Source organism: Enterobacter sp. AN-K1 (assembly GCF_020971765.1).
Lineage (GTDB): Bacteria > Pseudomonadota > Gammaproteobacteria > Enterobacterales > Enterobacteriaceae > Enterobacter > Enterobacter hormaechei_C.
The window spans coordinates 399,626-420,018 of record NZ_CP087390.1 but is presented as its reverse complement, the minus strand read 5'-3'; the positions used below and the strand labels follow the sequence as shown (position 1 = coordinate 420,018).

General features: G+C 55.8%; 24 protein-coding genes and 1 pseudogene. 5 read left to right on the top strand and 20 right to left on the bottom strand.

The window, feature by feature from the left end:
• Positions 1 to 46 precede the first annotated feature (46 nt).
• Both LOC22_RS02145 and dgcQ read left to right on the top strand, forming a co-directional pair.
• A complete protein-coding gene (locus tag LOC22_RS02145) occupies positions 47 to 229 on the top strand; it encodes a YodC family protein (RefSeq protein WP_003859574.1) in 183 nt (60 codons plus the stop codon).
• Positions 230 to 313: 84 nt separating this feature from the next.
• The gene (gene dgcQ / locus LOC22_RS02140) at positions 314 to 2,014 is read left to right on the top strand and encodes a cellulose biosynthesis regulator diguanylate cyclase DgcQ (protein ID WP_040117814.1); all 1,701 of its coding nucleotides are present in this window, start codon (positions 314 to 316) and stop codon (positions 2,012 to 2,014) included.
• On the opposite strand, the gene LOC22_RS02135 is transcribed toward dgcQ, so the two are convergent.
• Together LOC22_RS02135 and yodD are read right to left on the bottom strand one after the other, a co-directional pair.
• Positions 1,999 to 2,799, bottom strand: coding sequence for a mannosyl-3-phosphoglycerate phosphatase-related protein (locus tag LOC22_RS02135; protein ID WP_017383338.1), 801 nt, complete (start codon positions 2,797 to 2,799; stop codon positions 1,999 to 2,001). The genes dgcQ and LOC22_RS02135 overlap by 16 nt on opposite strands.
• A 294-nt stretch (positions 2,800 to 3,093) precedes the next feature.
• Positions 3,094 to 3,321 carry a YodD family peroxide/acid resistance protein gene (yodD, locus tag LOC22_RS02130; protein WP_017383339.1) on the bottom strand — a complete coding sequence of 76 codons (228 nt, stop codon included), beginning with the start codon at positions 3,319 to 3,321 and terminating at the stop codon, positions 3,094 to 3,096.
• 128 nt (positions 3,322 to 3,449) lie between these two features.
• Here yodD and dsrB point away from each other — a divergent pair, with 128 nt between their 5' ends.
• Positions 3,450 to 3,638 (top strand): protein DsrB, encoded by a 189-nt coding sequence (gene dsrB / locus LOC22_RS02125; RefSeq protein ID WP_003859583.1) that lies wholly within the window; start codon positions 3,450 to 3,452, stop codon positions 3,636 to 3,638.
• A 99-nt stretch (positions 3,639 to 3,737) separates the two neighbouring features.
• On the opposite strand, the gene rcsA is transcribed toward dsrB, so the two are convergent.
• From rcsA to fliF, 14 genes and pseudogenes are all read right to left on the bottom strand, one after another.
• Positions 3,738 to 4,361, bottom strand: a complete 624-nt coding sequence (gene rcsA, locus LOC22_RS02120; RefSeq protein WP_017383340.1) for a transcriptional regulator RcsA — start codon at positions 4,359 to 4,361, stop codon at positions 3,738 to 3,740.
• A 290-nt stretch (positions 4,362 to 4,651) separates the two neighbouring features.
• Positions 4,652 to 5,444, bottom strand: a pseudogene (fliR, locus tag LOC22_RS02115) (flagellar biosynthetic protein FliR); the annotation flags it as partial.
• 6 nt (positions 5,445 to 5,450) lie between these two features.
• Positions 5,451 to 5,720: a flagellar biosynthesis protein FliQ gene (gene fliQ, locus LOC22_RS02110; protein WP_003859587.1), complete on the bottom strand. Its 270-nt coding sequence runs from the start codon at positions 5,718 to 5,720 to the stop codon at positions 5,451 to 5,453.
• A 10-nt stretch (positions 5,721 to 5,730) separates the two neighbouring features.
• The gene (gene fliP, locus LOC22_RS02105) at positions 5,731 to 6,468 is read right to left on the bottom strand and encodes a flagellar type III secretion system pore protein FliP (protein WP_015572437.1); all 738 of its coding nucleotides are present in this window, start codon (positions 6,466 to 6,468) and stop codon (positions 5,731 to 5,733) included.
• A complete protein-coding gene (gene fliO, locus LOC22_RS02100) occupies positions 6,468 to 6,842 on the bottom strand; it encodes a flagellar biosynthetic protein FliO (protein WP_015572438.1) in 375 nt (124 codons plus the stop codon). The genes fliP and fliO overlap by 1 nt, the downstream gene beginning before the upstream one ends.
• Before the next feature lie 2 nt (positions 6,843 to 6,844).
• Positions 6,845 to 7,258 carry a flagellar motor switch protein FliN gene (gene fliN, locus LOC22_RS02095; protein ID WP_003859592.1) on the bottom strand — a complete coding sequence of 138 codons (414 nt, stop codon included), beginning with the start codon at positions 7,256 to 7,258 and terminating at the stop codon, positions 6,845 to 6,847.
• Complete coding sequence (gene fliM, locus LOC22_RS02090; RefSeq protein ID WP_003859594.1) at positions 7,255 to 8,259, bottom strand: flagellar motor switch protein FliM; 1,005 nt, start codon at positions 8,257 to 8,259, stop codon at positions 7,255 to 7,257. The genes fliN and fliM overlap by 4 nt, the downstream gene beginning before the upstream one ends.
• A gap of 4 nt (positions 8,260 to 8,263) precedes the next feature.
• Positions 8,264 to 8,734, bottom strand: coding sequence for a flagellar basal body-associated protein FliL (fliL, locus tag LOC22_RS02085; protein ID WP_003859598.1), 471 nt, complete (start codon positions 8,732 to 8,734; stop codon positions 8,264 to 8,266).
• A gap of 106 nt (positions 8,735 to 8,840) precedes the next feature.
• Positions 8,841 to 10,055, bottom strand: coding sequence for a flagellar hook length control protein FliK (gene fliK / locus LOC22_RS02080; protein WP_230239313.1), 1,215 nt, complete (start codon positions 10,053 to 10,055; stop codon positions 8,841 to 8,843).
• Positions 10,052 to 10,495, bottom strand: a complete 444-nt coding sequence (gene fliJ, locus LOC22_RS02075) for a flagellar export protein FliJ (protein ID WP_006811155.1) — start codon at positions 10,493 to 10,495, stop codon at positions 10,052 to 10,054. The genes fliK and fliJ overlap by 4 nt, the downstream gene beginning before the upstream one ends.
• Before the next feature lie 21 nt (positions 10,496 to 10,516).
• Positions 10,517 to 11,887, bottom strand: a complete 1,371-nt coding sequence (gene fliI, locus LOC22_RS02070; protein ID WP_017693144.1) for a flagellar protein export ATPase FliI — start codon at positions 11,885 to 11,887, stop codon at positions 10,517 to 10,519.
• The gene (gene fliH, locus LOC22_RS02065; RefSeq protein ID WP_032648798.1) at positions 11,887 to 12,594 is read right to left on the bottom strand and encodes a flagellar assembly protein FliH; all 708 of its coding nucleotides are present in this window, start codon (positions 12,592 to 12,594) and stop codon (positions 11,887 to 11,889) included. The genes fliI and fliH overlap by 1 nt, the downstream gene beginning before the upstream one ends.
• Positions 12,587 to 13,585, bottom strand: a complete 999-nt coding sequence (fliG, locus tag LOC22_RS02060) for a flagellar motor switch protein FliG (protein WP_003859608.1) — start codon at positions 13,583 to 13,585, stop codon at positions 12,587 to 12,589. Before fliG ends, fliH begins: the two co-directional genes overlap by 8 nt.
• Complete coding sequence (gene fliF / locus LOC22_RS02055; protein ID WP_017383346.1) at positions 13,578 to 15,260, bottom strand: flagellar basal-body MS-ring/collar protein FliF; 1,683 nt, start codon at positions 15,258 to 15,260, stop codon at positions 13,578 to 13,580. Before fliF ends, fliG begins: the two co-directional genes overlap by 8 nt.
• 228 nt (positions 15,261 to 15,488) lie before the next feature.
• Between fliF and fliE the strand changes: the two genes are divergently transcribed.
• Both fliE and yedD read left to right on the top strand, forming a co-directional pair.
• Entirely contained in the window at positions 15,489 to 15,803 is a 315-nt protein-coding gene (gene fliE / locus LOC22_RS02050; protein WP_003859612.1) for a flagellar hook-basal body complex protein FliE, read from the top strand.
• A gap of 75 nt (positions 15,804 to 15,878) precedes the next feature.
• A complete protein-coding gene (gene yedD, locus LOC22_RS02045; RefSeq protein WP_003859613.1) occupies positions 15,879 to 16,292 on the top strand; it encodes a lipoprotein YedD in 414 nt (137 codons plus the stop codon).
• Between the two features lie 102 nt (positions 16,293 to 16,394).
• On the opposite strand, the gene amyA is transcribed toward yedD, so the two are convergent.
• From amyA to fliD, 4 genes are all read right to left on the bottom strand, one after another.
• Positions 16,395 to 17,882 (bottom strand): alpha-amylase, encoded by a 1,488-nt coding sequence (gene amyA, locus LOC22_RS02040; protein WP_230239312.1) that lies wholly within the window; start codon positions 17,880 to 17,882, stop codon positions 16,395 to 16,397.
• Positions 17,883 to 17,980: 98 nt separating this feature from the next.
• Entirely contained in the window at positions 17,981 to 18,352 is a 372-nt protein-coding gene (fliT, locus tag LOC22_RS02035; protein WP_006811148.1) for a flagella biosynthesis regulatory protein FliT, read from the bottom strand.
• Positions 18,352 to 18,762 carry a flagellar export chaperone FliS gene (gene fliS / locus LOC22_RS02030; protein ID WP_006811147.1) on the bottom strand — a complete coding sequence of 137 codons (411 nt, stop codon included), beginning with the start codon at positions 18,760 to 18,762 and terminating at the stop codon, positions 18,352 to 18,354. Before fliS ends, fliT begins: the two co-directional genes overlap by 1 nt.
• Positions 18,763 to 18,792: 30 nt before the next feature.
• Positions 18,793 to 20,205 carry a flagellar filament capping protein FliD gene (fliD, locus tag LOC22_RS02025; RefSeq protein WP_006811146.1) on the bottom strand — a complete coding sequence of 471 codons (1,413 nt, stop codon included), beginning with the start codon at positions 20,203 to 20,205 and terminating at the stop codon, positions 18,793 to 18,795.
• Positions 20,206 to 20,393 lie beyond the last annotated feature (188 nt).

Here is a 20,393-nt window from a genome sequence, read left to right as displayed (position 1 = left end):
TCCTCGTCTAAATTGAAAACGTTTCACCCTGATACAGGAGGCAGGTATGGTCTTTTTGATCAGTGATGAAGTTAAGCCCAAAAATGGTGGTCCAGGTATGATCGTCACCGGGTATTCCAGCGGAATGGTGGAGTGTCGGTGGCATGATGGATACGGCATTAAGCGGGAGGCTTTTCGCGAAGACGAGCTTCAGCCTGCTAATAAAAGGCAAAAACGCGACAAGGCTTAATCACACAACGCCCGGCCTTGCCGGGCGTTTTTACTGGCAGAAGACTTATCATATCGGATGGTGAGCGACAATCAGGGAGTGTGTGTGCAGCACGATACCTTTGTTGTAAAACAATCTTTTTTGCAGTGGCTGCATAAGCGTAGCAATCCCCGTTTGATTGTTAACTTCTGTTTTATCGTTGTCCTGATCTTTTCCACCCTCCTGACCTGGCGCGAGGTTGTGGTACTGGAAGATGCTTATATCTCCAGCCAGCGTAACCATCTGGAAACGGTTGCCAGTGCGCTGGACAGACAGCTTCAGTTCAGCGTCGATAAGATATTGTTTTTTCGCCACAGCATGCGTGATGCGCTGGAAACGCCGCTGGCGTTTGGCGTGCTGCATGATGCGGTAAAGCGTTTTGCGCATTTGCGCACGTCCCCCAGCTGGCAAATTGCGGTTGATAAACAGCGCACGTTACCGATCAACGGTGTTTCGGATGCCTTCGTTGAAAAGACGACCCTTCTGAACCGTGATGATGAGTACCTTGATAATGAACTGTCCGCCGCGCTTGAAGTGGGGTATTTGCTGCGTCTGGCATCCAGCCCTTCCCGCAACGAAGAGCGCGTGATTTATGTCTCTCGCGCCGGATTCTTTCTGGAAACGGATACGCCGGGAAATTCCAGCGATATCGTGCAGCGCTATTACCATCTGGTCACTCAGCCCTGGTTTACCCAACAGTCCGAGCGTGAAAACCGTGCGCGTGCCGTGCGCTGGTTTATCTCGCCGCCTTCCACCTTTGTCGGCAAAAAGCCGCTGATCACCGCCAGCGTGCCGGTTTATTACAATCACGTCTGGTATGGCGTGGTGGCGATGGATTTCACCTTTGCCACCCTGCGTCGCCTGCTGGTGGAAGCCGTGGGCGATAACCCGGAAGGGGAATACCAACTGTATGACAGTCGGCTTACTCAGCTTGCAACGTCTGAATCACCGGCTGCGGACGTTAATCATTTTGACGCGCGCGAATTAGCGCAGATAGCGCACGCGATAGAATCGGATTCCGAAGGTGGCATTCGCCTGGGGAGTCGTTTTGTGAGCTGGGAGCGTCTCGACCATTTTGATGGCATCGTCCTGCGCGTGCACACCCTGGATGAAGGGGTGCGCGGTGATTTCGGCAGCATCAGCATTGTGCTGGCATTGCTTTGGGCGCTGTTCACCGCGATGCTGCTCATCTCATGGCTGGTGATCCGGCGCATGGTCAGTAATATGTATTCGATGCAGAACTCGCTGCAATGGCAGGCCTGGCACGACCCTCTGACCCGGCTGAATAATCGTGGGTCGCTGTTCGAGCAGGCGAAAATGCTGGCGAAGCAGTGTGAACAGCAGTCGCTGCCTTTCTCGGTCATTCAGATCGATCTTGATTGCTTCAAGAGCATCAATGATCGGTTCGGGCATCAGGCGGGTGATAAGGTGTTGTCCCATGCCGCGGGTCTGATTGCCAGCACCCTCCGGACTAAAGATATTGCCGGACGCGTCGGGGGCGAAGAGTTCTGTGTGGTGCTGCCGGGCATGACGCTTGAAGAGGCGGCGGAAGTCGCAGAGCAGATCCGCGAGCGTATCGACAGCAAAGAGATCCTGATTAAGAAAAGTACCACCCTGCGCGTAAGTGCGTCGTTTGGCGTCTCTGGCGCGCAGGAGAAGGGCAATTATCACTTCGAAAATCTGCAATCCACCGCCGATGCGCGTCTGTATGAGGCGAAACAGCGCGGGCGTAACCGGGTCATCTGGCAGGATCACGTCAAAAAGTAATCAAGCCCCTCGCACCAGCCGGTCGGCCCGGTGTGCTGAGTGTGATAAACCCGGGCGGGATCGTTGTTCTTAAGGCTGACGCCCTCCCGGTTGAAGCCTTTCACCACGACGGCAAAGCCTACGCTGTCCAGCAGCGGGGCATCATTCGGGCCGTCGCCCAGGCCCAGCGTCGTCGGTTCGGAACCCTCGTGCAGGCGATACTGGTCCACAAGCCAGTGAACCGCCACGTCTTTGCCGCAGCAGGTATCCAGGATATGCCAGAAGCGTGCTCCCTGGACAATCTTCAGCCCCTGCCGGGCGAGTTCGGCGGCAAAGCGTTCCATTTGTTCATCACTGTCACGCCAGATCAGCGTCACGGAAGCCTCGTGTTTACGCGCAAGCACTGAGCGGGGACGACTCAGCCCAGTCCATTCGGCGACCACGCGCTCGTCCACGTCATCGAAGGTGGTGAATTTAAGATGCATCTCCTGGCGTACCCGGGCAATACACTGCCGGATATCGTCATGCTTCTTTTCTGAGATGAACCGTGCGGCGTTTTCCCACCGTACGTCAGGCTGGATCACCGCGCCGTTTTCCGCAATATAGGGCAACCCGCCAAGCCCCAGCTCCTGCTGGATGTCATCCATCTCGGACGCGGTTTTGCTGCTGCACAGAATGACCGGTACCTGTTCATCCATTAACTTTTCCAGCCAGGGGGCCGCAGGCTGCCAGTCGAGTGTGTGAAAATCCAACAGCGTGCCGTCGAGGTCGGTAAAAACAAGCAGAGTCTCCTCAAACGAAGGCATAACGTCTCCCGGGTGATGATTTCACCTAAGATAAATCTTAAAAAAACAGGCATTGACGCGCCGTTGAAGTGGAAACGATCCCGACAAACCCACAGGCGGCGCATGTTTATACTCATAACCAAAATTCACATGTATAAAATATAATATTCGCTAAGAGAATATATGCTTGTAAGACTATTCCGTTGGGGATAATGTCTTACCTGCATCAGATTTCCTGGTGTAACGAATTTACAAGTGCTTCTTGCATAAGCAAGTTTGATCCCGGTCATCCCCATGACCGGGATTTTTTTCGCCTTAGCGGTTCGTCTCCGAGACGCTAAAGTCATGGATATCCAGCTCGAATGCTTCAGCCAGTTCACGGTAGGTATGGTAATCCCTACCATTGACCACGACACGGTCGGAATTATCCTCCGCGCGATGAACTTCGGACTCACTGATTTCATTGATGGCGGCAAGCAGGGCATCGACATCCACTTCAACCTCACGCTTAATGGTGTCGCTGTACTCTTTGTCGGTCTTCATGGCGGGTTCCTCATTTAATCGTCTCAACAGTTAAGTATAGACCGCACACAAAAACGCCATTCGCGCCAGGTGGCGATGCCAGGCAATGCAATTTGTTCTACACTGGCTCAAAACCACAGGAGGAATGTATGAAGGTCAACGATCGGGTAACCGTCAAAACGGACGGTGGGCCGCGCCGCCCGGGCGTGGTGCTGGCTATAGAAGAGTTTAATGAAGGCACAATGTATCTGGTGTCGCTGGAAGATTACCCGCTCGGCATCTGGTTCTTCAACGAACTGGGGCACCCGGATGGGATCTTTGTGGAAACGGCGGAATAGGGCGGCGTCGGGGGCGTCTTCTCCCCGGCTCCGGCTACTGAAAAGCAAAATCTCTGGCCAGGCCAGAGATCAAGGTAGGGTACAACATGGCCGTGCAAATTAGCGCATATTAACGAAAATCCCATTCGTCACATTATCTGTCAGGCGTACGACATGGTATATGACTTGCTTATTATGCGTTTTAATTTTCCTTTTAATATTTCCTTTGTGTGACGATACTGTTTTTGCCTTGATATTCATCTGGTCTGAGATCTGAATTGTCCCTTGTCCAGCCATCCACATTCTTAGCATACTTGATTCAGTTCTGCTTAATGATAGGGTGGGTAAGTTAACCGCCCCTACATTCTTAACTTCTTTATTCAAATAATCGCCCAGGATATCATCAAGCGACTCTGGTTTAATCGATTTCGAACTGATTAATAAGTTTTTACGCACCAACAAATACTCATCGAAATGAATATTGGCGATCGCCATAAAAACAATAAACAGGGTCTTAGGATGCTGATTAATGATCTGCTTAATGTGCTGACTGTTAGCGGGGTCGTGAATGAAACAGTCCTCATTAATAAACACCACGCCGGGCTTGTGGGCGTCACAAGCGGCTGCGAGTTCTTCAACGGTGTGTGCATCGTTGATGTCTCTCTTTCTTACCCCTCTGCTTGCTAAGTACCCGGTTAACCCTAGCCGGGTGTAGCTGCATAAATCCATAATGATCGTTGACATGGCATACCCTCACTCAATGCGTAACGATAATTCACCACCTGCCTGAGAGCTCATAAACAGCCATACGGGATGGAAAAAATCTAATAAAACCTGTGAGCATGACAAAGACTTTCAGGCGAACTCACTATCCCGTAAAGTTACGTATAATTTGCCAGGAATCATCTTAAAGTAAAGTAAATATTAAGTATTGTGAGGTGGTTAGAAACATTTAAACCGCGTCAGATATATCCTGGTAGATGTTTTTCGAGATTATTTTTAGGAATATCCTCAGAAAGACATTGCAAACACTGCGGGTTATTATTTGCGTGGAAGTTCGCTGACAATATCCGCTAACAGATTGAATATCTCACTGAATAAATGCTCGCAGAAGGGGGCGATAAGTGGCATCAATAATGACATTAATAAAAGGCCAACCGTCAAAGTCACCGGAAAGCCGATGACGAATACCGACAACTGCGGAGCCATTCGGTTGAGTAAACCTAATGCGAGGTTAACGGTGAGCAGCAGGGTAATGATCGGCAGCGCCAGCATCAGCCCGTTGAGGAAGATCAGCCCGGCAGCCCGCACCAGCGCCAGAAACGCGTTGCTGTTTACCGGGTTGTCGCCAATCGGCAGCGTGTGGAAGGTGTCCACCAGCATCGAGATGAGCCACAGGTGGCCGTTGAACGAGAGAAACAACAGCATCGCCAGCAGGTCGATAATACGCGCCAGCACGGGCATATTCAGGTGGCTGCCCGGGTCAACGAACGTCGCGAAAGACAGGCCCATTTGCAAACCGATAAGTTCACCCGCCGTTCGTACCGCGGCGAAGGCGAGCTGCATCGTAAACCCGACCGCCACGCCAATCATCACCTGTTGCAGGGCAATCCAGATCGCATTCGGGGAAAAGATCGGGATATCCACCGCTGGCAGGGTAGGGGCAACGATAATCGTGATAACCATGCCCAGCCCAATTTTGACGCGTTTAGGCACCGACTTTTCACTGAGTATGGGGGCGGTGGAGATCAGCGCCATGATGCGCAGCATCGGCCAGAAATAGATCCCGAGCCACTGAACAAACTGATCGCTGGTGAAATGCAGCATCGTCCGTCAGCCGATGATGTAAGGCAGATTGGTGAACAGGTTGCGCATATAGTCCAGCAGCAAATTGAGCATCCATGGCCCGGCAACGATAATCGCCACGAAGACGGCAATGATCTTCGGGATGAACGACAGGGTCATTTCGTTAATCTGCGTGGCGGCCTGGAGAATACTGATAATCAGACCGGTGACCAGCGCAACCAGCAGCAGGGGCGCGGCGACGGCAATCGCGACTTTCATCGCCTCCGTGCCCATCATCATGACCGACTCAGGCGTCATTGCGCGCTCCTCAACTGTAGAAACTCTGCGCCAGCGAGCTGACCAGCAGCTGCCAGCCGTCGACCAGCACGAACAGCATGATCTTAAAGGGCAAGGCAATGGTTGCGGGCGGGACCATCATCATCCCGAGCGCCATCAGGACGCTGGCGATCACCAGGTCAATAATCAGGAACGGAATGAAAATGGTGAAGCCAATCTGGAACGCCGTTTTCAGCTCACTGGTCACATACGCCGGGAGCAGAATACGCATCGGCACCGCTTCCGGCCCCTGTAACTCACCGGTGTTAGCGAGACGGGCAAACAGGGCCAGATCCGCTTCGCGCGTCTGGCGAAGCATAAATTCACGTAATGGCTGCGCGCCCTTTTCCAGGGCAACCTGCATGGAAATTTTATCTTCGCTGAACGGCTGGTAGGCCTCGGTGTAAATCTTGTCGATCACCGGCGACATAATGAAAAAGGTCAGGAACAGGGCTAAACCCAGCAGTACCTGATTGGGCGGCGCGGACGGCGTGCCGAGCGCGTTGCGCAGCAGGCCAAACACAATGATGATGCGGGTGAAGCTGGTCATCATTAGCAGGATCGCCGGGATAAAGGTCAGCGAGGTGATGAATACCAGCGTCTGCACGGACAGGGACCAGCTTTGTCCACCGTTCGCCAGCGGCGTGGAAACCAGCCCCGGCAGTTGCGCATACACAGAGGGCGCGAACAGGCCCAGGCCTGTCAGCGTAAGGAATAACAAACGGCGCATCAGGATCTCCCGGGACGCTTGAGCAAACTCTTCATTACGGACTGGAAATCCGCAGGGGCCTGGGCGTTAGCCTCCACCGTGACAGGCGCAGGGGGGAGCGTGTGAAGGACGTTAATGCTGGAGGCGGTCACGCCCAGCACCAGTCGTGCATCTTCCACCTCCACAATGACCACGCGCTCGCGCGGTCCTAGCGGGGTGCTGGCGCTGACCTTCAACCCGCGGGTACCGGCCGTTTTCCCCGCCAGACCGAAACGCTTTGCCAGCCAGGCGGCGATAAGGATAAAGGCAATAATACCGAACAGCGCGCCGCTCACCTGGAGCAGCGGTGAGCCGGGTACGGCGGAGGGCGCGGACAGTGTTGCCTGGGTTTTCATACTTAACGACTCAGACGACGCATGCGTTCGGAAGGGGTAATGATGTCGGTGATACGTACGCCGTATTTATCGGCCACCACCACTACTTCGCCCTGTGCAATCAGGTAGCCGTTGATCAGAATATCCAGCGGCTCACCCGCTAAACCGTCAAGCGCCACCACGGAACCCTGCGTCAGGCGCAGCAGCTCTTTAATGGTCATGCGGGTGCGACCCAGCTCAACGGTCAGCTTGACCGGAATGTCCATAATCAGGTCGATGTCCTGCAACGTGCCGCTGACGTCGCCGCCGCCTAACTGCTGAAAGACCGCGTCTGCCGCGCTTTTCGTCGGCGTCGTTTTCTGCTCGTTTAACGCGTCAGCCCACAGATCGTCCAGTGCTCCGCTGTTTTCATCGGACGGATTGTTCATGTCACTCATTTGGGCTGTTCCTCATTCAGCGAATTCAAAATCGGGTTGATCAAGTGCTCAACGCGTAACGCATACTGGCCGTTAATCGTGCCGTACTGGCTTGTCAGCACGGGTACGCCATCCACATGGGCAATAATGCGGTCAGGTTTATCTATCGGCAAAACGTCGCCGGGTTGTAATTTCAGGATCTGCGATAACCGCATGGAGATGTCGGCGAAGTTGGCCACCAGCTCCAGCTGCGAATGCTGCACCTGACGCACCAGGTTTTCACGCCAGTTCTGATCTTCGTGACGTGAGTTCTCCAGCGGCGGGTTCACCAGCAGTTCGCGCAGCGGTTCAATCATGCTGAACGGCAGGCAGATGTTGAACTCGCCCGTCAGGTTGCCGATCTCGACGTGGAACGGGGTGTTCACGACGATGTCATTCGGGGAGGTGGTGATGTTGGTAAACTTCACCTGCATCTCGGAACGCACGTACTCCACTTCCAGCGGGTTAATCGCTTTCCACGCGTCGCTGTAGGATTCCAGCGCCAGCTTCAGCATGCGGTTAATCACACGCTGTTCGGTATGGGTAAACTCGCGGCCTTCCACTTTGGTCGGGAAACGGCCATCGCCACCGAACAGGTTATCCACCGCGATGAACACCAGGCTTGGCGAGAACACAACCAGGCCGGTACCGCGCAGCGGTTTCAGATGGATCAGGTTAAGGTTGGTTGGCACCGGCAGGTTGCGGGCAAACTCATGATACGGCTGAATGCGGATCGCACCGACGGTGATATCCGGGCTACGACGCAGCAGGTTAAACAACCCCATACGGAATTGACGTGCGAAACGTTCGTTGATGATCTCCAGCGCCTGTAAACGCTCGCGCACCACGCGACGCTGGGTATTGGGATCGTAGGGACGAATATTATCGTCGCCGGTCAGACCCGGTTTCGGTTCGTCACTTTTATCGCTGTCGCCGTTGAGCAGCGCATCGATTTCTGCCTGAGAAAGAATACTGTCGCCCATGTCGTTACCGCAGAATGAAGGCTGTATACAGAACGTCAGTGACTTCCTGCTTAGGTTGGCCGTTTACCAGCGGGGTCGCCAGCGTCTGTTTGATGGCATCGACCAGCTTTTGCTTGCCCACATCGGTGGCGAGCGCGGAGGCATCCTGACGAGAAAACAGCAGCAGCAGACGGCTACGCACTTCTGGCAGGTAGTCGTTCAGGCGTGCACGGGTCGCTTCATCTTTCAGACGCAGCGTAATACCCACGTAAAGCACGCGATCCGCATCGCCCAGGTTCACGGTGAACGTATCCAGCGGGTAGAAGACCGGCGCCGGCGGAGGCGGCGCTTCAGCTTTGGCGGCCGCGCTGGAGGGTTCCTGCTGCATACGCCAGTAACTGTAGCCTGCGGTGGCGCAGGCCGCGAGGGTAATCAACACCAGCAGCGGGATCCAGATGGAACGCTTGCTTTTTTTGGTGATAGCGGAGTCTGTCATCTGATACGAGCTTCCTGTTTCGGTACAGCTTAATACGGTGATTATCCCGTGTCCGGCTTAGGTCAAAGCGTGGAAAAGACGGGGATAATCACGTTACCTCTGGCGTTTAGGCAAAGATGTCTACGGCACGGCTGCCGCGCGCGGCGGATTGCAGGGCGGCAGGGGCAGGCAATAACTCTTCGCTCTCATCGTTAAACCCGCTATGCTGGCCGGAACGCGAAGCGTGCTGTTGCTGCCCGGATGAGGACTGCTGTTGCCCGGCAAAGCCCTCGCTGCTGACGCTGCTTTGGGAAAGCTGAATGCCGTTTTCCGCAAGCTGCGTGCGCAGGATCGGCAGGGCCGCTTCCAGCGCCGCGCGGACGTGGCTGTGGGGCGAAACCATCTGCAACTGCGCCTGGTTGTCATCCAGCTTAAGCGAAATTTGCACCTGACCCAGATCCTCCGGGTGCAGACGCAGCTCTGCGGTCTGCTGTCCCTGCTTTGTGAACAGGGTGATGTGCTGGCTCAGATTCTGCTGCCATTCGTGCGTGCCCAGCGGCTGGCTTAACACCGGCGCTGTCGCAACGGTAGCGGCAGGCTGTGAAGGCGCCAGGTGACTGACGATCGGGGCCAGCGTCGCGGTTGGGCTGGCGGCAGACGACGCCGCGCTCGCTACGTCCTGCTTCTCCGCGACGGCGGCGACGGCTGGCGTAACGGCTGCCGTGGCGGGCAGCGATGTGTCGCTGTCCTGAACCGGCATTTTTTCCTGACCCGTTAACGCATGGCTAAGCGGCTCATGCTGGCCGTTGTCCGTCTGGGGTAGCGCAGAGGGGAGGGCGGCACGGGGGGCGATCTCCCCGGTGCTCGCAGGCTGCGTCGCTACCGGGATGGTGGTCTGCTGGTGCGGTAACATCGCCATCAGCGCGCTTAACCCGGCCAGCTCCTCTTCCTCAGTCGTGGTCTCGCTGTTTGTTTTCGCCTCCGGCTGGGTCAGCGCCTTCAGCGCATCCGTATTCGCGGCGGGTTTCAGGCCGGAGACGAGGCTTTGCAGGGAGACGGCGGTATCTTCACCAGTCAGGGTCTCCTGACGGGAGAGCAGCTCGGCAATTTTGGCCTGGAGCGTGGTATCACCGTTTTTTTCCTTTACCGCTGTCGACAGCTTGCTGCCCGCCGCTTTCAGGTCCGCCAGCGTCAGCGGGGCATCTTTGCCTTTGCCGGTGGTCTCGGTCAACGCGCCCGCCAGCAGAGAGAGAAAATCTTGCGCGCCCTCAGCGCCTTTTCCGGTCAGCGTGCCGCCGGACGGGTCGCTGTCGGTCATCAGCAGTTGTTGCAGTGTGATCATTCTGGTTTCCTCATTGATGCGCGCTGGGCAAACTCATCCATTTTTTTCTGATCCAGACGGTTTTCCGCCAGGGTCGAGGCTGCAATCTGCCGGTCCTGTAAGGTTTGCCAGGCCTGCAACCGCTGTTTTTTCTCGCGCCAGAAATTCAGCGCGGTATCGACTTTTTGCGTCCACTGGTTAAGCTGCTGGCGATGCTGCTCAATCGCCTTTTCCAGCGTCTGGATAAACTGCTGATAGTTAATCCAGCGCTGGCTACCAATGCCCTGCGTCATGTCGGTGTTAAGGTTGGTGCGATATTCATGCTGATAGTCGATTAACATCTTCAACTGTTCTTCAGCCTGCTGGCACCCGCGTCGCATTGCGCCAAGCTGCAATGCGGCATCATCAACTTCTTTTTCAGCCAGATCTTTCAGCGTTGATAACGCGCTGTTCTGCGCCATGACCTTCGCCCTCCACCTGTGTTACACCTGCGGGAAAATCAGCTCCAGTGCCTGGAGGGAATCTTCCCAGTCGGCGCGTTCAAAAATACCCTGTTGCAGAAATGCCTCCAGCTGCGGCCACAGGGCAATCGCTTTATCGAGCATCGGGTCGCTGCCTTTGGCGTACGCCCCGACGCTTACCAGATCGCGGTTGCGCTGGAAGCTGGAGAGCAGTTGTTTGAAGTTACGCACGCGGGCGTAGTGTTGCTCGGTGATCAAGGCCGTCATCGCACGGCTGATCGAGGCTTCAATATCAATTGCCGGATAGTGCCCGGCTTCGGCCAGACGGCGCGACAGCACGATATGGCCGTCGAGGATCGCTCGCGCGGAGTCGGCAATCGGGTCCTGCTGGTCATCGCCTTCGGTCAGTACCGTATAGAACGCGGTGATGGAGCCGCCGCCGCTGATGCCGTTCCCCGCGCGCTCAACCAACGCCGGGAGCTTGGCGAAGACCGACGGCGGGTAGCCTTTGGTCGCGGGCGGCTCGCCGATGGCCAGCGCAATCTCACGCTGCGCCATCGCGTAGCGGGTCAGGGAGTCCATAATCAGCAGCACGTGCTGGCCCCGGTCGCGGAAATCTTCCGCAATACGCGTGGCGTAGGCGGCACCCTGCATACGCAGCAGCGGCGACACGTCCGCAGGCGCGGCGATCACCACCGAGCGGGCGCGGCCCTCCGCACCCAGAATGTTTTCGATGAAATCTTTGACTTCGCGACCACGCTCACCAATCAGGCCAACCACGATAACGTCCGCCTGGGTATAACGCGCCATCATGCCGAGCAGGACCGATTTACCCACGCCGGAGCCGGCAAACAGCCCCATACGCTGGCCGCGTCCCACGGTGAGCAGGGCGTTAATCGGCCGCACGCCGGTATCCAGTACGTGCTCGATTGGCGTGCGTTGCAGCGGGTTGAAGGGTTGGGTGATCAGCGCGCCGGTTTCGGTGGTATCAGGGGAGGGCAGGCCATCGAGCGGTTTGCCGCTTCCGTCCAGCACGCGGCCCAGCAGCGCCGGACCGAGCGGGAGCTGTTTGCCGCTTTGCAGGCCGTCACCGCTGATGTTTTTCGCGTAGACGCGGGCGCCGGGCAAAATCCCTTCCACTTCTTCAAGGGGCATCAGAAACAGGCGCTGACCGTTGAACCCGACCACTTCGCTTTCCACTTCACGCGTCTCCCCCCCGTCCTGACGCTCAATCACGCAGGTGGCGCCGAGCGGAAGTTGCAGCCCAGTGGCTTCCAGGACCAGACCGGTGGCGCGCGTCAGACGTCCATAACGACGAACGGATGGCAGCTGCGCCATCTTCGTTTCAAAATTATCGAGCGTGTTAAGCCAGCGCGTAAGGCGAGCGGTCATCAGATGACTCCCGGTGCCGCCAGGCGGCACAGTTCCTGCCAGCGGGTCGCGACGCTGGCATCCAGATCGCCCTCATCCGCCGAGACCTTACAGCCTCCGTGATGGAGCGACGGATCGCCGCGCAGCCGCCAGCCGTGCAGGCTCAGCGTCGCGCCGAGGCTCTCTTCCACGCGCTGCAAATCATCAGGATGAACGCGCAGCTGCGGTTTGCCGCTGAACAGCGGCTCCTGCTGGAGCAGGGCCTGGATCTGCTTAATCAGCGCGGCGTTATCCACTACCGGCGTCTGGCCGATCACCTGACGGGCCGCCTCCAGCGCCATCTGCATCAGGCGCGAGGCAATCACGCTGTCGAGCGCATCCAGCGTGTGCTGAAACTCGCTCACCAGCTGCTGCATGCGGGCATGCAGCGGCGCCTGCTGCTGGCGCGCCTGCTCGATGCCCTGCTCTAAACCTTTCGCCAGCCCTTCCTGATAACCCTGTGCGTGCCCGGTCTGACGGCCTTCGTTCATCCCGGCGTTGAAGCCCTGCTCGTGCGCCTGCATTTGCATCTGGGCCAGCATCTGGGCGCGCTGTTCCTCTTCACTCAGCTCGGGGATGCCCGCCCCGGCGTCGCCCTCGTCGGACGACACAACGGCAGGGGTGAACTCTGCGGTGGGAGGGGAGAGGTCGTCAGGCGTCCAGCGCTTCCACGACAGTTCATCAGACATAGGTGTCGTCTCCGCTGCCAATCACCATCTCGCCGGTTTCTGCCAGACGACGAACAATAAGCAGGATCGCTTTCTGTTCGTTTTCCACCTGAGACAAACGCACCGGGCCACGGTTGGCCAGGTCGTCGCGCAGGATATCGGCCGCACGCTGGGACATGTTGCGCAGGAATTTCTCGCGCAGCGGCTGCTCGGCGCCTTTGAGGGCGATAAGCAGCGATTCGGAGTCCACCTCCTGAAGCAGGCGCTGGATACTGCGGTCGTCCACTTCGACCAGGTTTTCGAACAGGAACATCTCGTCGATAATTTTCTGCGCCAGCTCGCCGTCGAACTCGCGTACCGCCGTAATAACCGCCTCTTCCTGCTGCGTTTTCATCAGGTTGATGATTTCCGCTGCCGTTCTCACGCCGCCCATTTTGCTGCGCTTGAGGTTCTGGCCGTCGAGCAGGTTGTTCAGCACTTCGGTCAGCTCCGCCAGCGCGGCTGGCTGGACGCCGCCGAAGGTGGCGATACGCAGCATCACGTCGTGGCGCAGGCGCTCGTCGAACAGCGCCAGAATATCGGCTGCCTGACCCCGTTTGAGGTGGACCAGAATGGTGGCGATAATCTGCGGGTGCTCGTCGCGAATAAGATCGGCGGCGCTTTGCGGCTCCATAAAGTTGAGCGTTTCGATCCCGCTGGCGGTGTCGCGCGTTTCGAGAATATCTTCCAGCAGGCTGGCGGCGCGCTCTTCGCCGAGCGCCTTAACCAGCACGGAGCGCAGGTATTCGTTGGCGTTGACGTTGAGCGCGGCAAACTGCTCGGCTTCCTGCTCAAACTCCGCCAGTACTTCTGTCAGCTGCTTGTTGGAGATCTGGCGCACGTTGGCCATCGCCGCGCTGAGGATCTGCACTTCTCGCTGGGAGAGGTGTTTAAACACCTCCGCCGCGCGATCTTCGCCAATGGTCATCAGCAGGATGACGCTCTTATCGGTGCCTGTAAGCGTATTACTCATGTTCGTTACCCATCCAACCGCGGATGACCAGCGCGACGACGCGCGGATCGTTATCTGACATTTCGCGAATGCGCTGGCTCATCACCTCTGCGCCCATACGCTGGTTAGCACGGCGCTGCTGCATCTGTTCATCTTTGCTGAGACGAACTTCAACCGCTTCTTCCTCGTCCGGACGCGCGTTCTTCTGTTCCAGCGCGGCTTTCTCGGCTTCAGCACGGCGCTGTAGCTGAGGACGAACGCCCTTACGCCACAGCAGCCACGCGACAATCAGCACCAGCAGCCAGCGGCCTGCGGACATCAGCTGATCGAAGAACGCCTGCTGTTGCCAGAACGGCAGTTCGCCACCGGTCTCATCCACCGGGTTGAACGGTGAGTTCACAACGTTGAGGGTATCGCCACGTTTTTCAGAGAAGCCCATCGCTTCGCGGGTCAAATCTTCGATCTGCTTCATCTGCTCCGCCGTGAGCGGCAGCGGTTTACCGTCCGGCAGCGTTTTGTAGTTCACCACCACGGCAACAGAGAGACGCTGAATATCGCCCGTGTTCAGTTTGGTATGGCGGATAGTCCGGTCGACTTCGTAGTTGGTCGTTTCGTTACGGCTGCTGTTACGCGGGCCGGTACTGTTCGCGGTCGAGGTCGTCTGCTGATTCGTTTGCTGACCGTTCTGCGGGTTTGCCGGCGGGGTGGAGATTGGCGCGGCGTTGGCAGGCGCAGGCTGGTTAGAGAGCGCGCCTGGCACACCGCCAGGATACTGGCCGCCGACCTGTTCCGTTTCATTGATCTGACGCGAGCGTAACACGGCGCGGGAGGCATCCCCGTTCGGGGCGTACTGCTCTTCGGTCTGTTCTTTATTCGAGAAATCAATCTGCGCGGTGACCTGCGCGTGCACATTGCTGCTGCCGACCACCGGGCCCAGAATCGCTTCAATGCGACGCTGGAGACGGCCTTCCACGTCCGCGGCGTATTTCAGCTGAGCGTCGTTGAGATCGCGTCCGGCGGTGTTGGACTGCGTCAGCAGATGACCACTCTGATCGACAAGCGTAACGTTACCCGGCGGCAGACCGGCCACCGCACTGGAGACCAGGTGCGTGACGGCGCTGATCTGCCCTTCATCCAGCGCACGGCCAGGTTCGAGGTTAACGGTCACAGAGGCCGAAGGGGACTTTTGTTCACGGACAAACAGGGACGGCTTAGGCATCGCCAGGTGCACGCGGGCACTTTTCACCGGGCCTAAGGTTTCAATCGTACGGGCCAGCTCACCTTCCAGTGCGCGCTGATAGTTAACCTGCTCGCTGAACTGACTGATGCCGAATTTTTCCTGATCCAGCAGCTCAAAACCAACCGCGCCGCCTTTTGGCAGCCCCTGCTGGGCGAGACGCAGGCGAAGCTCGTGCACTTTATCTGCCGGTACTTCAAGCGCACCACCGTTATCGGCAAAGCGATACGGGATGTTCATCTGGGTTAACTGGGTGACGATGGCACCGCCATCCTGGTCGGAAAGGTTGCTGTAGAGCGTGCGGTAATCCGGGCTTTTTGCCCATAAGACCATCGCGACAACGATCGCAATGGCGGCAGCGCCTGCCACAATCAACGGGATCTTAGGGTTGGCGCGAAGGCGGTTCATCCACTCGAGTGATTTATTCTGTGGCGCTGTCGATGCTGCTGTCGCACTCATTGCGCACCTCTTAAATCCTGGTGGTTTACGTTATTCGTGTAGAGAAACAAAACTGACTCCCGGGTCGGCAAACACGACAAAAGTTCCATACTGATGGCCCTGCCATTATTTGATGATTCGGGATTTTCTATGCGTCAAATAACCTGGTTTTTTAACGCTATTTACCGCCATTATCTTATTGACAAGCTGTTAGTCTTGACCTCGTAAAAAACCATCCAGGGGAGAGTCATGGCTATACAGGGCATTGAAGGGGTACTCAGTCAGTTACAGGCAACGGCGATGACCGCCCGTAATCAGAGCGTGGCTGACCAGCCGCCGGGCGTTAGCTTCGCCGGTCAACTACATGCGGCGCTGGACCGGATCAGCGACAAGCAAAACGCGGCCCGTACCCAGGCTGAGAGATTTACCCTTGGCGAACCCGGCGTGGCGCTCAACGATGTGATGGCCGATCTGCAAAAAGCGTCGGTGTCATTGCAGATGGGGTTGCAGGTGCGTAACAAGCTGGTGTCGGCATACCAGGAAGTGATGGGGATGCAGGTTTAATCAATACCTATCTTACGCTGGCAGCCTGATGGCTTTAATGCCACAATATTTTTTTCTTCGCATGCAGGAAAGATGATGAAAAAAGTAGCAATTGTGGCTGCGATGCTGACGTTAGCGGGATGTGTTCAGGTAGATAACTATCAGGAAGTGATTAAGCACCCGGTACCTTCGCAACTGGCAGGTTACTGGCAGTCGAAAGGGCCGCAGAGCGCGATGGTGAGCCCGGAAGCGATCGCCACGCTGGTGGTGACGCCAGAGGGGGATACGCTGGATTGCCGTCAGTGGCAGCGCGTTATCGCGGTGCCGGGTAAGATCATGCTGCGTTCAGATGATTATTACAACGTGACGCGTAAGCTGGATGTCTATCCGCTGGAGCGTGATGGGGCGGCGCTGGAGTATGACGGTATGGAACTGTACAAGGTTGACCGTCCAACAGTGGAATGCGCAGATTACCTGAGTAAGAATCCGCTGGAGAGTAAGCTTCCGTAGCGGTAAAAGCAAAACGGCAATCATATTGCCGTTTTTAGGGTTTGCTCCCTCTCCCTGTGGGAGAGGGTCGGGGTGAGGGCATCAGGCCGCACTTTCCCAGCACTACAGCGCGTCCTCAATCACCCAGACGCTGACGCTTCCCCCGTTACAGAAGAACGTCCCTTCGCCATCTGCCGCCGTGGTCACGGTTTCCTCGCGGTTGCCTAAAAAATCACGCCAGGTCTTGTTGCCGTAATTCTCCCCGAGGCAGATCGTCTTCTCGCCGTCATCGCCATTCGACAGCACCACAACACAGCCCGGGTGTTCCTCAGTCCCGCTGCGGCTGAACGCAATACAGTTTGGATGATCGAAAAACAGCGTCTGCACGCCGTGGGCAAAACGCTGCCGGGCGAGAATAAGCTCGTGGAGCTGTTCAATCACCGGCATATCGATGTGATACGTTTCGCCATCCCCGCCGGTGTCGTCATAGCTTGCGCCAAAAAGATCCGGGTAGAACACGCTCGGCACGCCGTTTTCACGTAGCAGGATGAGCGCGTAGGCCAGCGGTTTGAACCAGGCTTCAACCGGGGCTTCCAGCGCCTGCAAGGGTTGGGTATCGTGGTTGGCTACCAGGGTCACGGCATGGAACGGATCGGCTTCCACCAGCGTACCGGTGAAAATCTGGCTCATATCGTAGTCGCGTCCCTGGCGTGAGGCTTCGTGAAATTTCATTTGCAGTGGCGCATCAAACAGCATGGTTTTACCGTCCACCTGATTGATGTAGTGCTGCAATTTATCCACTTCGTGAGACCAGTATTCCGCCACAATAAACAGCGGCTGCGGGGCCACCTCCTGGACGTGCTCAATCCACTCTTTGTAGAACCAGGCCGGGATGTGTTTTACCGCGTCCAGGCGGAAGCCGTCGCAGTGGGTTTGCTCCATCACCCAGCGCGCCCAGTATTTGATCTCCTCCGTCACCGCATGGTTGCGAAAATCGATATTTTCACCCATCAGGTAATCGAAATTGCCCATCTCGTCGTCGACCTGATCGTTCCAGCCTTCGCCGGTGTAGTCGTTCACGATTTTGAAGATACCTTCCTCATTGGGGTTTTCAATGTGGTCGATACCGCTGAAGCATTTGTAATCCCAGATGAATTGCGAATACTGCCCGGCCCGAACGGGGAAGGTGTAACGCGTCCAGGCTTCGCATTCGATGATCTCATCGCTGATTTGGGTGCGATCCTGAGCATCCACGCGCTGCACGCGGACGGGTTCCTTTTCATCGGCCCCCATTTTATGGTTGACCACCACGTCCAGAAGCACCGCAATCTGGTTGCTTTTTAAGGCGTTGATGGCCTCCAGCAGCTGGGCTTTATCGCCGTATTTGGTGGCGACGCTGCCTTTCTGGTCAAACTCACCGAGGTCGAAAAGGTCATAAGAGTCATACCCGACGGAATAGCCGCCGGATGCCCCTTTGTATGCCGGCGGTAACCAGACCATATTGATGCCGATTTCGTTCAGGTTGGGGGCTAATGCCGTGACTTCTCGCCACAGTTCACCGCCGGTGGGGTAGTACCAGTGAAAACATTGTAAAAGTGTTGGGTTGCGCATGCACCATCTCCATGAGGTCGCGAAACTCAAGTATGGAGCAGGTTTGGCAGAAATGCCTGGCGAACGAAACGGTTAACGCTCGAACGCCAGTTAAATGGCTAATTAATATCGCTATTACTTTGTGGAACCAGGACATGACCGCCCTGGTTACCGTAGGTGGAGAGAACGGTTTTCTGGATGGAGGATTGCCCAACCAGCTTCGCCAGTTCATCCATTCTGGCTTGCAGCAACGTTTTTACCTGGCCTTCGTTGTCCAGGATCACCCGCAGCGTCGGGCGAAGCTGCTCCTGAATCTGCATCGAAGGTTCACTTTCCTGAGTGAGACGAGCCAGTGAGTGCACCGCATTAACATAGTCGGTTTCACAGATGATCAGATCATCCCATAGTCCCTGCCGGGCCAGTCGCAACATCAACTGGCTCTGCTCAAGGAGTTGCTGATAAAGGGCATAAAGTTGCGGTGCGTTACTCATTAGACGGCGTCCTGGACAAGAGTTGGTATACCTGCTGCCTCCTTCCAGCCATCCGCAATATTGCGCAGTAAATTTTCCACCTCTTCGATGGCACTGGCATCATTGCGAAGGTTGGCCTGAAGCAGGCGACGAACCATATAGGCATAGAGAGCGATCAGGTTTTGTGTTAACTCGTCTTTACTCTCTTCATCCAATCCGACCTTCAGGCCATTTTCGATGATATTAATCGCTTTGGAGAGCGCCAGCCCTTTTGCCTGTATATTACCGTCTGCAAGGAACAGACGTGCCCGTACCAGTGCGCTGAGGGCTCCATCAAATAGCATGATAACCAGCTGCTGCTGGCTGGCGCTCATCACCGCGCTTTCAACTTCTATCTTTGCGTAGGCTTGCGTGCCTTTTGCGCCGTACATGTTATCCCCCTCGGGTCTGATTAGCGTTTACTACTTGTTGCTGGACGTATTTTCGAACTGCTGCGTCAGGTAACTGCTGGTAGAGTTCAGCGAGTTCATCATGACGTCTAATTGCGTAAACTGTTCTTTATAACGCGCTACCATGGTGTCGATACGCTCGCTGGCCGCGTTATATTGCTTAGTTAAATTGTTCAGGGTTTTACTGACGCCATCTTTGGCAGCCTGAATGATGCCGGTGCTGGAGAGCCAACCTGTGAGGTTTGTTCCAACGGTGGTGGTGATACCGGATGTTTTCCCGTCACCGATCAGCAGGTCTTTGATACCAGCCGCGCTGTTTTTCATTGCCGCGCTAAGCTTGTCATCATCCACTTCCAGTTTACCGGTGCTTGGGTCGGTAGTGATGCCAGCTTGAGCAAGGGTCTTGATATTGGAACTGGTGTGAGGGTTATTCAGCACGCTTCTCAACTGAGTCTGAATAGTGCGTAGCGTACTGTCGCCTAATAACGCGCCGTTGCTGGTATTCTGAGCGTCTGAGCCTGCATCCACTGCTGTATATTTTGTCAGGCTGCTAAAGGTGTCTTGCAGTGAGTTATAAGCGGTAACCCAGTCGTTTATCGCTTTGGTTGCTTTGCTGGTGTCGTTGGTGATGGTTAAGGTCTGGTTGCCGCTCGTAATATCATTCAGGTTCAGCGTGATGTCTTCCAGCGCATCGCTGATGGTGTTACTGCTGTTTTCTATGTCGACGTTGTTGACTTTTAGTTTAGCGTTTTGCGCGTTAACGCTTTCTAGCATGCCGTTGCTGGCATCACCTTTCGTGCCGTTGTAACCCATAAAAGATTGCAGCGCCGAATCGCCGCTGACGCTGATGGTCATCGCATTGTCTTCGCCAGTCTCTTTAGAGGTAATGGACAGACGATACTCACCGTTACCAACGTTAATAATACTGGCGCTAACGCCTGCATCCGCTTTATTGATTGCGTCGCGGATGCCTGTCAGAGACGAGTTTGCTGCGCTGATATCAATAGTGACGGGTTTTTTATCGCCGCCCTGCTGAATGGTGATCTTGCTGTCCGCGGTTGCGATCGCCGTTTTGCTGTCGCTTTGAGTTTTTGACGTAGTCAGCGTTTGGGCCTGAGCGAGCTGCGACACACTAATGGTGTATTTACCCGCGATTGCGCTGCCGGTAGTGGTTGCGCTAAACGCCGTTGAGCTGCTAATCGTGGTGGTCGCGGTAAAGAGGTCCGCTTTACTTAACGCAGTATTTGCCGTCTGGAAGGATTCCAGTGCACTTTTCAACGTGCCGTAGGCGCTGAGTTTTGCTGTGTAGGAAGACTGCTGTTTGGTGATTGGCGTTAACTGAGCCTTCTGTGCAGCGGTAAGACTATCCAGAATGTCTCCTAACTGTAGACCTGAGCCGACTCCCAACGTAGAAATACTTGCCATATTTATTCCTTAATGTAACGACACGTAGAACGAATAGTGTGGTTATCGGCCTCAACTCAGGAAAGTTTACGGTTAGGTTCAAATTTTTAATGGCGAGAATAACGCTATTGGAGAAGAGTATTTCTGTGGCTAAAAAAAATGATGCGATCCTGAAAAAAATTCTAAAGGTTGTTTTGGACCAGACGATA